The organism is Planktothrix sp. PLAVEN19ND (assembly GCF_057220675.1).
The window spans coordinates 1961229-1975916 of sequence record NZ_CM170132.1 but is presented as its reverse complement, the minus strand read 5'-3'; the positions used below and the strand labels follow the sequence as shown (position 1 = coordinate 1975916).

12 protein-coding genes and 1 tRNA gene are annotated in these 14688 nt (G+C 41.3%); 3 read left to right on the top strand and 10 right to left on the bottom strand.

Annotated elements, in window-relative coordinates:
• Positions 1 to 139: 139 nt before the first annotated feature.
• Complete coding sequence (cimA, locus tag AC2D3N_RS08390) at positions 140 to 1759, bottom strand: citramalate synthase (protein WP_079676855.1); 1620 nt, start codon at positions 1757 to 1759, stop codon at positions 140 to 142.
• A 234-nt stretch (positions 1760 to 1993) separates the two neighbouring features.
• Here cimA and AC2D3N_RS08385 point away from each other — a divergent pair, with 234 nt between their 5' ends.
• Complete coding sequence (locus AC2D3N_RS08385; RefSeq protein WP_079676856.1) at positions 1994 to 2326, top strand: 2Fe-2S iron-sulfur cluster-binding protein; 333 nt, start codon at positions 1994 to 1996, stop codon at positions 2324 to 2326.
• 41 nt (positions 2327 to 2367) lie between these two features.
• On the opposite strand, the gene AC2D3N_RS08380 is transcribed toward AC2D3N_RS08385, so the two are convergent.
• The 8 genes from AC2D3N_RS08380 to AC2D3N_RS08345 form a co-directional block, all read right to left on the bottom strand.
• Positions 2368 to 2440 (bottom strand) — tRNA-Met (locus AC2D3N_RS08380).
• Positions 2441 to 2621: 181 nt separating this feature from the next.
• Positions 2622 to 4778, bottom strand: a complete 2157-nt coding sequence (locus tag AC2D3N_RS08375; RefSeq protein WP_079676857.1) for a LysM peptidoglycan-binding domain-containing M23 family metallopeptidase — start codon at positions 4776 to 4778, stop codon at positions 2622 to 2624.
• Positions 4779 to 5325: 547 nt separating this feature from the next.
• Positions 5326 to 5787: a tRNA (cytidine(34)-2'-O)-methyltransferase gene (locus tag AC2D3N_RS08370; protein ID WP_079676858.1), complete on the bottom strand. Its 462-nt coding sequence runs from the start codon at positions 5785 to 5787 to the stop codon at positions 5326 to 5328.
• Positions 5788 to 5922: 135 nt separating this feature from the next.
• Positions 5923 to 7074, bottom strand: coding sequence for a glutamate--cysteine ligase (gene gshA / locus AC2D3N_RS08365; RefSeq protein ID WP_484693341.1), 1152 nt, complete (start codon positions 7072 to 7074; stop codon positions 5923 to 5925).
• Between the two features lie 173 nt (positions 7075 to 7247).
• Positions 7248 to 8072, bottom strand: coding sequence for a cobyrinic acid a,c-diamide synthase (locus AC2D3N_RS08360; protein WP_079676860.1), 825 nt, complete (start codon positions 8070 to 8072; stop codon positions 7248 to 7250).
• Positions 8073 to 8304: 232 nt separating this feature from the next.
• Positions 8305 to 8775: a KGK domain-containing protein gene (locus AC2D3N_RS08355; RefSeq protein WP_484693340.1), complete on the bottom strand. Its 471-nt coding sequence runs from the start codon at positions 8773 to 8775 to the stop codon at positions 8305 to 8307.
• Positions 8776 to 8959: 184 nt separating this feature from the next.
• Positions 8960 to 9442 carry a DUF4168 domain-containing protein gene (locus AC2D3N_RS08350; protein WP_484693339.1) on the bottom strand — a complete coding sequence of 161 codons (483 nt, stop codon included), beginning with the start codon at positions 9440 to 9442 and terminating at the stop codon, positions 8960 to 8962.
• Between the two features lie 44 nt (positions 9443 to 9486).
• A complete protein-coding gene (locus AC2D3N_RS08345) occupies positions 9487 to 9978 on the bottom strand; it encodes a DUF4168 domain-containing protein (RefSeq protein ID WP_144017639.1) in 492 nt (163 codons plus the stop codon).
• 268 nt (positions 9979 to 10246) lie between these two features.
• Here AC2D3N_RS08345 and ggt point away from each other — a divergent pair, with 268 nt between their 5' ends.
• A complete protein-coding gene (ggt, locus tag AC2D3N_RS08340; protein ID WP_484693338.1) occupies positions 10247 to 11797 on the top strand; it encodes a gamma-glutamyltransferase in 1551 nt (516 codons plus the stop codon).
• A gap of 171 nt (positions 11798 to 11968) precedes the next feature.
• Positions 11969 to 12700, top strand: coding sequence for a glutamine amidotransferase-related protein (locus AC2D3N_RS08335; protein WP_484693337.1), 732 nt, complete (start codon positions 11969 to 11971; stop codon positions 12698 to 12700).
• Positions 12701 to 12837: 137 nt separating this feature from the next.
• Here AC2D3N_RS08335 and AC2D3N_RS08330 read toward each other — a convergent pair whose 3' ends face one another.
• Positions 12838 to 14628 (bottom strand): transporter substrate-binding protein, encoded by a 1791-nt coding sequence (locus AC2D3N_RS08330; RefSeq protein WP_484693336.1) that lies wholly within the window; start codon positions 14626 to 14628, stop codon positions 12838 to 12840.
• Between the last annotated feature and the right edge of the window lie 60 nt (positions 14629 to 14688).

Here is a 14688-nt window from a genome sequence, read left to right as displayed (position 1 = left end):
GTAAAATTTATACTTCTATAATAAGGCAAATTTAGGAAAGAAAAGCTATATTTTTTATTAAATTTTATAAAAGGAAAAGAAAATCCCCATCTTGAAAATTAGGGGATGGGGATAATAATAAATTGAGACTTAGACGGGGTTAAATTGCCACAACAACAGTAACCGGAGTTTCTTGCTGTTTCAGTAATAAACCATATTCTAATCCTTCCACAACAGCTTGATAGGAGGCATCAATAATATTAGTAGAAACTCCCACGGTTGTCCAACGTTGCTGACCGTTACTGGACTCAACTAAAACCCGAGTTTTTGCCGATGTTCCCGAACCTCCATCGAGAATTCTAACTTTATAATCTCGCAGTTGAAATTCGGCAATCATGGGATAAAAATTAACTAAAGCTTTTCTTAAAGCCGCATCTAAAGCCGATACGGGGCCATTTCCCTCGGCAGCTTCTAAAATATCTTGACCATTAACTGCTACTTTCACTGTGGCTAAAGCATGGCAAACTTCATCACTAGATTTATCACAATGGACTTGAAATCCTTTGAGGGTAAAAAAGGCTTTGCGGGTTCCTAATGCTTCTCGCATTAATAAATCAAAACTTGCTTCCGCCGCTTCAAATTGATAACCCTGATTTTCTAAATTCTTCAGTTGTTGTAAAATTTTACGACTGGCGGGATTATTCCGATCTAAATCAATGCCAAAGGTTCTGGCTTTAGCTAAAATATTACTTAAACCCGCTTGATCGGAAACCACAATTCGCCTTTGATTTCCAATAGTTTCCGGGGGTATATGTTCATAGGTTAGGGGATTTTTTTGTACCGCAGAAACATGAATTCCGCCCTTATGGGAAAAGGCAGATAATCCCACAAAAGGTGCGTGATCATCCGGGGCTAAATTTGCGACTTCACTGACAAATCGACTCACTTCGGTTAGTCTTTTAATCTGTTCATCTTGAATACAATTATAGTCTAATTTTAACTGGAAATTGGGAATTAAGGTACAAAGATTGGCATTTCCACAACGTTCTCCATAGCCATTGATGGTTCCTTGTACCATCGTGACTCCTTCTAATACGGCGGCGATCGCATTCCCAATCGCTGTTCCCGAATCATTATGACTATGAATCCCAAATTGCAGAGGAAAAGGAGTTTCTAAGTTTTTTGTGGCTTGAATTGCATCCCGGACAATTTGAGTCACTTCATGGGGTAAAGTTCCGCCATTGGTATCACAAAAAACCAACCATTCCGCCCCCGCTTGCGCCGCCGTCATTAAAGTTTGTAAGGCATAATCAGGATTATTTTTATAGCCATCAAACCAGTGTTCCGCATCATAAATTACCCGTCTTCCCTGACTTCTGAAAAACTGAATGGTATCGGCAATCATCGCCAGATTTTCTGTTAGAGTAGTTTGCAATCCTTCGATAACGTGCAAATCCCAGGATTTTCCAAATAACGTGATCCAACGTGTTCCCGCCGATAAAATCGCTTTTAAATTATCATCTTCTGCCGCATTACTATTCGGTCGTCGGGTCGAACAAAATGCCACGACTTCCGAATTAACTAAGGGTTGTTCTTGCAACTTCCAAAAAAACTGCACATCTTTAGGATTTGCCCCCGGCCATCCTCCTTCAATAAAAGGGATTCCTAAACTATCCAACTGACGCGCAATTCGCAATTTATCATCAAGAGATAGGGATAATCCTTCCCGTTGGGCGCCGTCTCTTAATGTGGTATCATATATCCAAAGTGGATGAGTCATGGCTGATAGGATTTATCGTTAACAATTAATTTAATTCACAGTGCCACAAATATCAGTATTTCATCATATTTTAGCGTTAGGGTTTGTTGCCTTGACCCCTATGGGCTTGTAATCATCCGTCCCAGCTAATTTTTTATTTTTCACTCCCATTCTACTTTTAAATCTCTCTTTTTGGGCTTGAAAAAAAGTAACAATTCAGTTAAGAATTATTGCATCACTTTTATTAAGGGAAACATGGTACAAATTCAAGCTCAAGGGAAAACGATCACTTGCGATCGCGGTGCCAATCTCCGTAAAGTTTTATTAGAGAATGGAATTGATCTCTACAATGGTCAAGCCTCCCTGATTAACTGTCACGGGTTTGGGACTTGTGGGACTTGTTGCGTGGAAATTGAAGGGGAAGTTTCCGAACCCCAATGGAAAGAGAAAACCCGGCTTTCCCTTCCTCCCCATTCCTCTGGTAGCACCCGCCGTTTAGCCTGTCAGGTTCAAGTTTTGGGGGATATCAAAGTTAAAAAATATAATGGTTTCTGGGGTCAGGGTTCCCAGGGAGTGTGGAATCCATAAACAGATTAGAAAAAGATAATCTTTTTCCAGACAGATAGAAATGGCTCAGGCGGGATTTGAACCTGCGACCTTGGGCTTATGAGTCCCCTGCTCTAACCACTGAGCTACTGAGCCTTATTTGATTCACAGTTTACTAGGTTAACACAACCCTTTCCCAAAGATCAACCCCCTGTTTAAAGTTTTTTCAGGGGGCAAGGGACAGGGGGAGTAGGGGGAGCAGGAGGTTGATATGCGCACTTAGTATCCAAGCCTCAATACCTCAACCTCAGCACCTCAAACTCAACACCTGAACAGCCTAATAATTTTGGGATACCGTAGAACTTTCTGGAGGTAAGAGAGCGATCGGGTTGACTGCACCTTGGCCACTAGGATGGACTTCAAAGTGTAAATGGGGCCCCGTACTGCGACCGGTGGTTCCCATTTCCGAGATTTGATCTCCCTGAGCCACTTTTTGGCCTTCGCTGACCAGGATGCGATCGTTATGGGCGTAAACCGTTAAACTGCCGTCGGGATGTTCAATTTCGACTAAATTGCCATAGCCGCCATCATTCCATCCCGCATAGCTAACCACCCCGGGGGCGGCTGCCACAACTGGGGTTCCAATCGGCCCAGCAATATCAATTCCACTGTGCATCCGTCCCCAACGCCAGCCATAACCAGAGCTTAGGACACCCGATGATGGCCAAATATAGCCATTAAAGCGCATAGACCCACTCGGTAAATAAACGTCTGGCCCCGAGAGCGGGGGTAACTGCGGGGAAACCATCTGACCCAAAGCCGGGTTGCTTAAAGGATCATAGGCCTTAGAACCAACGGGGGCAGTAGCCACTACCGAACCTCTGGATGCAGGTTGGAGTTGAGCGACCGGAGACGTCACGCCATTGGGAGATAATTGAGCTAACTGTTCTGAAGCCAAGTTCTGTGCGGCTTGACCAGCCTTTTCAGGAGCATAGGCTTGAGGATTAAACTCAGGATTAATCAGTTTTTGACGATGTGCGGAAGCCGCTCTCTTAGAGGTCAAAACTTCAGCCTTGGGCTGTTCATTTTTTTCTAGGGATACGCTGGTCAACTGATAGCCACTCTGAACCTTATACTCCTCGCGCAGTCGTTCTACCTCAGATCTCAGGCGGTCGCTGTACAATTTGTTGACGGCTTCTGATTTGCTAACGGAAACCTCTTGAACCGCCACCTGTTCGGACAAGGAAGAAAACTTTGCATCAACCGGAATCGCTACGGCTGCGGCTGCTACCGGAGCAGAGGAATCGACCGCACTCATGGCACGGTTCGCCAGTTGGTTCAGGGAGAGTTGATTTAAAGTGCTATGGGTGGGAATCGAACTCAGATCAGTAATATCTTCCCCTGGAAGATCGGCAACTACTGAATCAGCACTTCTAAATTCCGAGGGAAGAACTGCCGGAAGCACCGCTTGAGGTAATCTCCCTCCTAAAAGGCCCAAGTCTGTTGTTGTAGCAGCTTGTTGTGGAGAGGGGGCAGCATCTGGACGAATCTGGGGGTCTTGCCATGGATTCGTTGCAACAGAGGACAGATTGCTAGAAAAACTACTCGCCAGTTGCTTAGGGATTTTTAGACTCTGATTAACACTCAGAACATTAGGATCAGTTAGCTGATTTGCCTTAATAATGGCATCTACAGAAACATTATGTAGTTTAGCAATTCCAGCTAAGGTATCACCCGAACCCACTTGATAAACTTCCGAAACGGTTGGGTACCGTTCATCATTCGGAATCACAAATGCTCCAGATGCCCCTTGGGAGAGAGTATCTAAAGAATTAAAATGAACTGAGTTAGAAACCCTATTGGTTGGCTCCCACTGCTGATTAGGGCGGGTTGGAGAGCCTGAACTATCCACCGATGGATGTAGAATTTCCTGAGTTGCCGAGGGTTCAACCCCAGAAGGAGGAATCTGCTGATTGAATCCGGGGATGGATTCCGGCAGGGTAGCTGATTCAGGTAACGATTCCGAGTTAACACTCGGCCGAGACCCTGGTGTAGAAAGTGCTTCTACGCTAGTCTTATCCGGTTTTTTTAACCCTAAATCCCTAGATTGACTCCGGTTATTTGTCGCTTTCTCATCTGTATTCAGACTGGAAAGGCTTCGCAATAGAGATGGCTGCCAATCGGGTTGGGATACTTGTCCCCCAGAGGTGGGATTTTCCACCGTCGGAGCCGATGCTGCCATCGGTGCAGGTGACTGCATCGCCGGATTGGACTCAGGATTGGATAACTCCGTTGCCATGACCCGATCATTCGTTTTGGGCATAAGGATGCCCGAAGCGACGGCCAAACCGAGAAATGCGACAGAGGTATAAACCTTATGACTGCCAGAGTATGCGACCTGCTGTTTGGTCTGGCCTGTTGCAGTCTGATCTAAATTGGAATCTAAATTAGGCATAACAACAGGTTGATCATGATTTGGAACTGTTCCTTTCAAAGAACGACCTCCTATGGAGAAGCGTGCTGACTGTCCTCGAACCGCTCAAGAACCTCATATCAGTGAAATTAATCACATTAATTATTGACTGAAATCACTGAAGATAATCTTGATTAAGTCAGATTACCTTGATTTTTCAATTTCGGCAACAAAAGCCGAAGTTTAGATCGAAATACGAACCCTGAAAACTAAGGACAGATAAACAATAACCCTTGAGGGTCGAGGATATTTAAAATATGAGTGAATTCTGTTACCAGAGTTCAGATGAGAATTTACACCAGTTCCTACCAGAAATACAACACCTGATCTGGGGCTGTGAATTTCTGGGGATCGGTGGGGAAGATGGATCAAAATCAACAAATAAGACCCTTAAATCAAAGCCAGTCAAGGGTTCTGGCTTTTTTTGAAACAGGAAAAAACACCCCGTTTAGATGAATAAAATCTATCACTGTCGGGGGACAATTGAATCCGGTCATTTATAAAAAAAAGTTATCAGATTAGGGTGATTTTGGGGATTAACACAATATCAGGGTTTGAGGGATGGACTTTACCCCAAATAACCGAGTTGGCGGCGTGCCTCAAATAAACTGGCGGCAACACTCACGGAGAGATTCAAACTTCTGACTCCGGCTTCAGCCATGGGAATATATATTGTTGCGGTGCAAGTCTCCAATACATCGGGGGAAAGTCCGGTGGTTTCACTGCCAAAAAGTAGCCAGTCGGAATCTTGAAACTGGAACTGGACATAGTTAGAAGCCCCTTTGGTACTAAACCCGAGCAAACGGCCACCCCGTTGTTGATGATGGGTTTGAAAGCTGGAGAAATCGGAGTGCTGGGTGAGTTTAACGTAGGGCCAATAATCTAATCCGGCTCGTTTGAGGTAGCGATCGCTAATTTCAAATCCCAAGGGCCCGACTAAATGTAATTCGGTACAGGTTGCTGCACAGGTACGGGCGATATTTCCGGTATTGGGCGGGATTTGTGGCTGAACTAAGACAACGTGGGGCATGAGGTAATTAGACCAGGAAACAAGGGCTTTTGGGTCGGATCAACCCGGTGGATGAGTAATAAATCTATAGTTTTTCTTTATACTTTGTAAAGAAATTTATCGATAAGATATTCTCATCTAATAATGGGCCGATTTTCAGGCTATCAGGGGTTGACAAATTTGATCTTCAAACTCTTTTTCCTGGGTTGCCATCTCCTGAATGGCCTGTTGAATAATCAAGCGAGGATCGTGGCCCTGTTCCGATAGCCGTAACCACTGTTGGGCGGTAGACCCTTCTCGCAGGAGCTTTTTCACCGGAGACAGAAAGCAACTAAACCCGTGTTTTTTGGCAATGGGCCAAACTTCTTCATAGAGTTGCTCAATCCAATCTCTAGCGGAAATCGTGCTGCCGTCTTTCCAATGCCGCAGTTGGGCGTCCAAACTCTGGTGAGCGGCTAGAATTTCATTTTGATCTGAAATTTCGACTAAATCCTGGGCCCGGCTATTTTCCGGGAGTTGACTCCGTTGCAACGGATCAAGATCGGGGTTTTCCAATATTTGCCAGATCCGAGCTTCTAATAACGCTGTGATGGCTAACAGGGCGATGGGGTTGACCATCAAATCACAGATTCTCAGTTCTAAACGGTTTAAATTATAGGGACGGCGATCGCCATTGGGTCGTACCGATGACCACAGGTGACGAACATTCTGCATGGTTTTTTGTTGCAGTTGGGTTTCTGTCCAGTCAATAAAATGGCGATGGCTTTCAAATAAGGGGACAAAAGCCGGGGTTTTGGGGAATAAATGCCAACGGGTGGAATGATACCCGGTAACTTTACCGCCCAAAAACGGAGAGGAAGCACTCATCGCTAAATATAAAGGCGCTTCCACCCGCACCAAACGAATGGCCCGCATTAACTGTTCGGGGTCAGCGATACCCACATTAATATGAATACTAGCGGTGACTACATCCGTACCATAGGTTTGTTCAATATAATCATGATAGGGATTTTGCGGATCGGAGCGATAAAATTTCTCCGTGCCGCCCAGGGGTAGGGTACTTCCGGGGATGATGGTATAGTCGCCCAACTGTTGTAAATATTTTCGGAGTTCCCGCCGGGGTCGAACTAAGGCACACAATAACCGCTCATAATTACACAGGGGGGCGGTTGTGTACTCGACATTGCGACTATCGGGTTCGCGGACGAATCCCTCTAAATCGGCTACAATTTTATCGGACAGTCCCACCACGTCACCTTGGGGAGTTCCGGTATACATTTCTACTTCAAAACCTTTGGATAAAAGCATATTACAGTTATCAGTAATCAGTAGTAGGGGCGGGTTCATCAAGATTTAGGTGATTAACAAAAATATCACAAAACCCGCCCCTACAAGTTATCAGGGTAAGAGTTATTAGAAAAGAGTTGATCAACTGTTTGCTAATAATTGGATCTAGGTTATTAGAAAATAATTCCTATTCTCTATCCTATCATGGATTCTGAACCCCAAGGAAAAATGCTATCGGGTTCATTAGAGTTAAAAATATAGTCATAATCAAAATCGAAGGCTCGACTATGACGAGTGAGGGAGAATCCACAAGCAATCACTTGTCCAGTGGTAAAGGTTGCCATCACTAACTCAATTAATTTCCTCAATTTTATTTCGGGTTTCTGTACATAAAAATCTCGTTTTGCGAAAAATACCCGCTCATCTTTAGGAACAATAATTCCATTCACTTTATGGGCGTGTTGAATCGGTTTGAGATAATTTTTAATAAAATAATCTTGATTAGTTTGTAGGCGGGAGAGTCGTTCATGTTGTACCCAACTCATTTGAAATAGGAGTTTAATCATTTCAAATCCGATGATATAATTAAAAACATTATCTTTGTCTTTTGGGCTTAATGCTAATTTTAAAGCGGACTCTAAATATTGACTGGGTTGGCATCGAGCATCCTGGGCGGAATGAATATAGAATTGTCTAATATACTCCCGCAAAACCGATTCATTTAAGGGGGCTTTTATTTGAAAACCACTAAGATATTGTTTGACTCTTTGCAGGGTATCAATATCTTCTAGCATCTTAGCAATTAAACCATCGGCGGTATATTCATCTAAAAATTCCGCTTGTTTTTCCGGGGAAGATGCACACAGAATATAGCACAGAGAGAGAACATAACGGCGTTGATTCCAAGGTAAACTTTCTGCCCACTGTTGCACTTCTAGGGGGAGTTTGTCAAACATCAAGTTATGTTTCATCAACCCAAAAACATCTATATCTGCTTCATCGTTGAATTCAATATTCATGATCTGATCCCCTTCGGCACACTGAATAAATTTTACCTGATTTTAAAGGATTTGAGGGGTTTTTGTTTGTCCGCGACTGAATTTTATTGAGATACTCAAGAGTTTATACGGTGGGGGTATCCTAGCCCAAAACCTGTCTATAATCTTGAAAACGTTTAATATTTACCGTAGGGGTTTGGTCTCCAAACCCAACCTTAACTTTAAATAGTGTCAGAAGATCCAAACCCGATTATTAAATAGCTTTCATTTCGTTTAATTCTGCTCTAATTTTATCTAAACTGTTATCATAATTAATGTTGTTCTGTTCTTCTTCGTTAGATATTATTTCATCAGGAGCAAATTCTGCTTCTATAATCAGTCTATCACTATAACCTCCCTGACTATATATATGATCTGCATCGGCTTGAAATCTGATTTTACCTGAAATCCACTGTCCAGACTTTAATTGGAGTAACTGACATTCTGTTCCGTTAGGCGGAAATACTAATCTAATTTCATTTAATTTCAGTTTTATTGATTTATCTGTTATTGTTAAATCTTGGCATAACCTATGAGTTAAAGCTGATTTACTATCAGGTTCATAGAAAAGTCTATGTCTCATATTCTCAGTTATCAACTCTTTCAACCTCGATACAGTAAATGTATCCTTACCCAACATTACAATATCGTTATCCTGTTCTAACTTAATAAATGATTCCGTCATTAATTTAATCCTTGAAATTATTATAGATATCCTATATTTTAATTTATGTAGGTATCTATAATTAATCTTAAAAAAATCGTTGTTGGGCTTTAGCCCTTCTTGATGCGCTCAAGCGCAACAACAGAATAAAAGGTTTCGTTGTTGCGCTTTAGCCCCCTCTTAATGCGCTGAAGCGCAACAACGGTTAGTTTCCACCTGATTGTAATAATTTTAAAATCTCGGCTTGAATTCGTTGTCTAAAACGGGGATCATTTTGTTGATGACGGGTGATATCATTGAACTGAGCAATCGTTAATCCCTTCGATTCAATCATGCGTTTTGCTTGGTCACAATAACTTACTGCTAATTGAGGTGCGTTCCCCGGTAAGGCATTAAAACTGGTGGGTTGATCACAAATAATTCGGGGCACATCTCCAACAATTTTTTTAATTTCATTGGCTACTTCATGACGTCGGGATTCTAAGGCTAAAGCTGCCCGGGCATAATTTCTAATCGTTTCTTCACTATAGTTAAAACTATCTTGAGCCTGGGCGGGCGAACCCCAACTTAAGGACGGAAAAGCTTGGGATGGCGTTTGACTCCATCCAATAAAACTACCACAACCGGATAGAATCGCAACGGTTAAGGATTTCGATAGAATTTGACGAAATAGTAATGTAGTTTTCATAGCAGGTTCATCATATATAGAGTTAAATTTGAGAAAATCTTAGATTAGTTTTGTAGGCGCTGGAGTTCCCCTTGAATGCGTTTTTGTAACGCGGGGTCAGCCTGTTGACGTTGGGTAATTTCATTGAAACGAGTAATAGTTAACTCGTTGGTTTCAATGATAGATTTTGCTTGGGTGCAGTAATTGACCGCAATATCTCGAACACCTTTATCCAGGCCATTAATGGTTCGGGTTTCACTGCAAACCACATCGGGGACAGATTTTCCCGCCCCGAATATTGCTTGAATTTCGTTGTATGCGGTCTGGCGTCTGGGTTCAATTCCTAGGACAGCACGAGCATAATTCCGAATTTCCGCCTCACTAAATTCTGGGGACTGTTGGGCCAGAACAACGGTATTAAAGCCAGAAGCGTTTGATACTGAAACATCTGGGACAACTCCCAACAAAACCGCGCCCGAAGAAAATAGTCCCAGTAGCAGAGCACGGGTAAGGGGGTGTTGAGGCCTGAATCGTAAGGTACGCAAAGAATCCATCATATTCAAAGGTTTTGATGCCACAGGAGCAGGTGAAAGTGCTTAGTTATCTTGAATTATTTTATCGGTAAGAAGTTCCTCATCCAAAACTTAAAAATGCTTTAGCTAAGAATTCCATGTCCAGTCACAAGTTTGACTTCAAACAACTGAGGGTTTAACTTGTACGCAGAGAAAAACTTGATATTCAAAAGGCGTAATCGCAGGAAGTGAAACTTTTTAGATGGAAAATCCATTGTATCCTGAAATGTTGACCTGGAAAATTTAAGAAAGTATGAAGAAAACAAACGGGGTAATTGCCGCAGGACATCCCAAAACCGTTGAAGCCGGGTTGAGAATGTTTGAGGCGGGTGGCAATGCTTTTGATGCGGCGGTGGCTTGTATTTTGGCGGCTTGTGTTACCGAACCGGGTTTAACTTCCCTCGCAGGTGGGGGATTTTTATTAGCTCATACCCATACTAATCAGAATATTTTATTTGATTTTTTTACTCAAACTCCCCGATATAAATGCCCGATATCGGAGTTGAATTTTTATCCAGTTGGGGTTAATTTTGGTCGGATTATTCAGGAATTTCATATTGGTTTGGGTTCGATGGCGGTTCCTGGGGTTTGGGCCGGGGTAATTCGGGTGCATGAAACCCTGGGACGTTTGCCGTTTTCTCTGGTGGCGGAACCGGCGATCGCTTTAGCAAAACAGGGGGTAGAAGTTAATTCTTTTCAGGCTTATACTTTCTCTAATTTGTTACAACCGATTTTATTAACAACGGCGGAAGGACGGGAAATTTACGCGCCTGAAGGTGATATTTTAAAAACGGGCGATCGCTTAATTATGAATAACTTTGCCCAGACTTTAGAGGGTTTAATCTCGGGAGGAAGGGCAGAATTTTATCAAGGCGAAATTGCTCAAAATTTGGTCAGAGATTGTCAAAATAGTGGCGGACATTTAACCTTAGAAGATCTCCAGAATTATAGGGTTATTGAACGGGAACCTTTAACAATTAACTATCGAGGAAAAACGATATTAACTAATCCACCACCGAGTGCGGGCGGAACTTTAATTGCTTTTGCTTTAGAGTTGTTATCGGCTGTGGATTTGAGTGGAATTGAGTTTGGTAGTCACCAATATTTACAGCTTTTAAAAACCGTGATGCAGTTAACTAATATCGCTAGAACAGATCGGTTAGATGGTAATTTATATCAAGATAATATTACAGATACTTTTTTATCTTCTGCCTCTAGTTATCAACAACCGTTAATTCATGCGGTGAATAAATGGGGAAGTACCACCCATATTAGTGTTTTAGATCAAGAAGGAAATGCCGCAAGTGTGACAACTTCTAATGGAGAAGGTTCGGGATATATGATTCCGGGAACGGGAATTATGGTTAATAATATGTTAGGAGAAGAAGACCTAAACCCCCTGGGATTTCATCTCTGGCCGGAAAATGTTAGAATCTCCTCGATGATGTCTCCAACTTTAGTATTAAATCAGGGGAAACCGGAAGTGGTCATGGGTTCGGGGGGTTCAAATCGGATTAGAACGGCTATTTTACAAGTCCTATTAAATTTAATTGATTTTCGGTTTTCTGTGGAAGATGCGGTTAATCATCCTCGGTTTCATTGGGAAAATCACCGCTTGGATATAGAACCAGGTTTTGATCCTGAAATTATTAATACTCTTGATTTATCTGAACAGGATGTAGTCAGATTATGGCCGGAAAAAAATATGTTTTTTGGCGGGGTTCATACTTTAGTTAGAACGGCAGATGGACAGTTATCCGGGGCTGGAGATCAACGTCGGAGTGGTGTCAGTTTAAAGAGTTAATCAATATTATAACACTTTTCCTAGGAATTAATTAGTATTTTTTTACTAAAATGTATTAAAAAATACAACAATTATCTCGGAAAACCATACTAAAATACCCATAGTGTTTTATTGTTTAATAATAGACTAACTTCTGGTTTGTTTGAATAGTTTATTGGAATCATCAGACGCATGAAACATATTCTCGTTATTATTCACCAACCCACTTCTGAGACGGGACGGGTGGGACAAATTCTAACATCCTATGGTTATCAACTCGATATTCGCCTTCCCAGTCACGGGGATAGTTTACCTTGCCATTTAGACAAACATGATGCGGTGATTGTTTTTGGGGGGCAAATGAGCGCGAATGATGAGAATATTTTACCTCATATTCGCACAGAATTAAACTGGATTCCCCTAGTTTTGGAGTCGAAAAAACCCTATTTAGGGATTTGTTTAGGGGCGCAACTTTTAGCCAAAGTTTTAGGGGCAAAAGTATCTGTTCATCCCCAAGATATTCAAGAGATTGGCTATTTTCCCATTACTCCAACGATAGAAGGACAGGATTATTTTAATGATTTGGAATATGTTTACCACTGGCATCGAGAAGGCTTTGAATTACCCTCGGGAGCCGTATTATTAGCAACGGGTAAAACCTTTAAAAACCAAGCATTTTGCTATGAAAAAACCGCCTATGGTCTTCAGTTTCATCCTGAAATAACTGGGGCATTAATGCAACGCTGGATTGAACGCGACATGGAACAATTAACTTTACCCGGAAGCCAATCTATTATAGAACAATTAAGAAGACACCGTTTGTATGGAGTTCAAGGAGAAAAATGGTTAAAAACATTTATTCCGCTTTGGATTCATTCAATTCAATCGGAACAACGTTTACAGCTAGAAAGACGCTCTGCCTAAATAAAATAGGGAATATAGCAATTTGCGACGGGCGATACGGAGGTTGTAACATTTCAATACTGATTTGAAACAACCAGAAATATTACCTCTGTTCCCTATTGCCTATTGCCTATTGCCTATTCCCTATTCCCTTAATCTTAAACATAGTGTAAACACCATTGATTTTTACCGTTATGTTTAGCTTGATAAAGGGCTTTATCGGATTCGGAAATCAATAATTCAGGGGAAGATTTTAATAGGGGAATCTGACTGGCAACTCCTAAACTGACGGTGACATAATCATTAACTAAAGAGTTTAAATGGGGAATCTCAAGTTGTTGCACTTCCAGATTAATCCGAGTAGCCACTTGTGAGGCATCAAATAAGGTAGTGCGGGGTAAAATTACGGCAAATTCTTCACCCCCATAACGAGCGACAATATCACAACTATTTCTAACGGATTTCTTAATTGCTTGAGCGACTTGTTGTAAACAGTAATCGCCCATTTGATGACCGTATGTATCATTATAATTTTTAAAATAATCAATATCACATAAAATTAATGCTAAGGGGGTTTTAGTCTGTAGATTTTGATGCCATAAGGATTTGAGACATTCATTAAACCAATATCGATTCGAGAGTTTGGTTAAACTATCGGTAATTGCCATATATTTTAGTTCTTTATTGACCTCTTGTAAGGCAATTTCAATCCGTTGGCGTTCTTCAATTTCCTGTTGTAATTTTCGCATCGTCAGTTCTAAACTAAGGCTATTTTGCTCTAATAAACAACTGTGTTGAATCCCTTGGGATACCTCTGCTAACATATCAATGACTAAATCGGCTTGAGGGAAATTTTTTAATTCCTCTACTCCTAACCAGGGTAAAGGTTTAATTAAATTAGGACTTTTCCAAATAATTTCAAACTGTTTAATTTCGTTAACACGACCAACATAACAGTGTTTCCATAAATGATGATTCGGTTCAATTTTAACTAACCCCCCTGGAGCATAAAAGGTTTGACAATATGCAGCTTTTCTGACTGCATTAGTTTTAAAACTTTTTGCAGTTTCTACGGATTTTTTCCATAGATAAACTTGAAAATAAGCAGCTTCAATGGGGTCAGAAGTGACTCTTTCTTGACCATATAAGGCTTTAAAGTTATTCACAAATTCATGATTATGGGGAGTATTTAAACTTTGAAAATAACTCCAGCAGGCATAGTGGCCTACACTGGCTTTACCGATACTTTGAACTTCTGACTCAGAAATACTCATCGCCATAATCGGCAGATCCGAGGGTTTAATTCCAGCATCATAATAGGCATTATAAAAGTAAAAATTGCTATCTCCATTTAACGTATTAAAAACCACATCCGGCTTGATCTGTTTAATTTGATCAACAATATCAGTAAAGTTTTTATCTCCACAGGGAAAATATTGTTCTCCGACAACGGTTCCACCTTCATGTTTCAGGAGGGATTTAACTAATTTGTGAGCCGTGCGGGGAAATACATAATCTGAACCTAATAAATAAAATCGTTTTCCTAAATTTTTGAGTGACCAACTAATCACCGGTTGAATTTGTTGATTTAAACAGGAACCCGTATAAAAAATATTAGGAGAAGATTCTAACCCTTCATACTGAACCGGATACCACAGTAAAATATTAAACTGTTCAAATATCGGTTTAACTGCCTTACGAGCCGTCGATGTCCAGCAGCCAAATACCGTAGCCACTTGATCAATAGCTAGTAATTTTCTAGCTTTGTCTTCAAAGATGGAAATATTGGAGGCTCCATCTTCAATTACGGGTTCAATTTCATACCCTAAAATCCCGCCTTGGGAATTAATTTCTGCGATCGCCATCAAGGTTGCTTCTAACAATGGCGTCGCGCTCATCGCCATGGTTCCGCTTAATGAATATAAAATCCCAACTTTTATTTTTTCCATAAAATTTAATATCCTTGAGAGTCTGGCATGGATGAGAACCTGAACCTCGACAATTTAGAA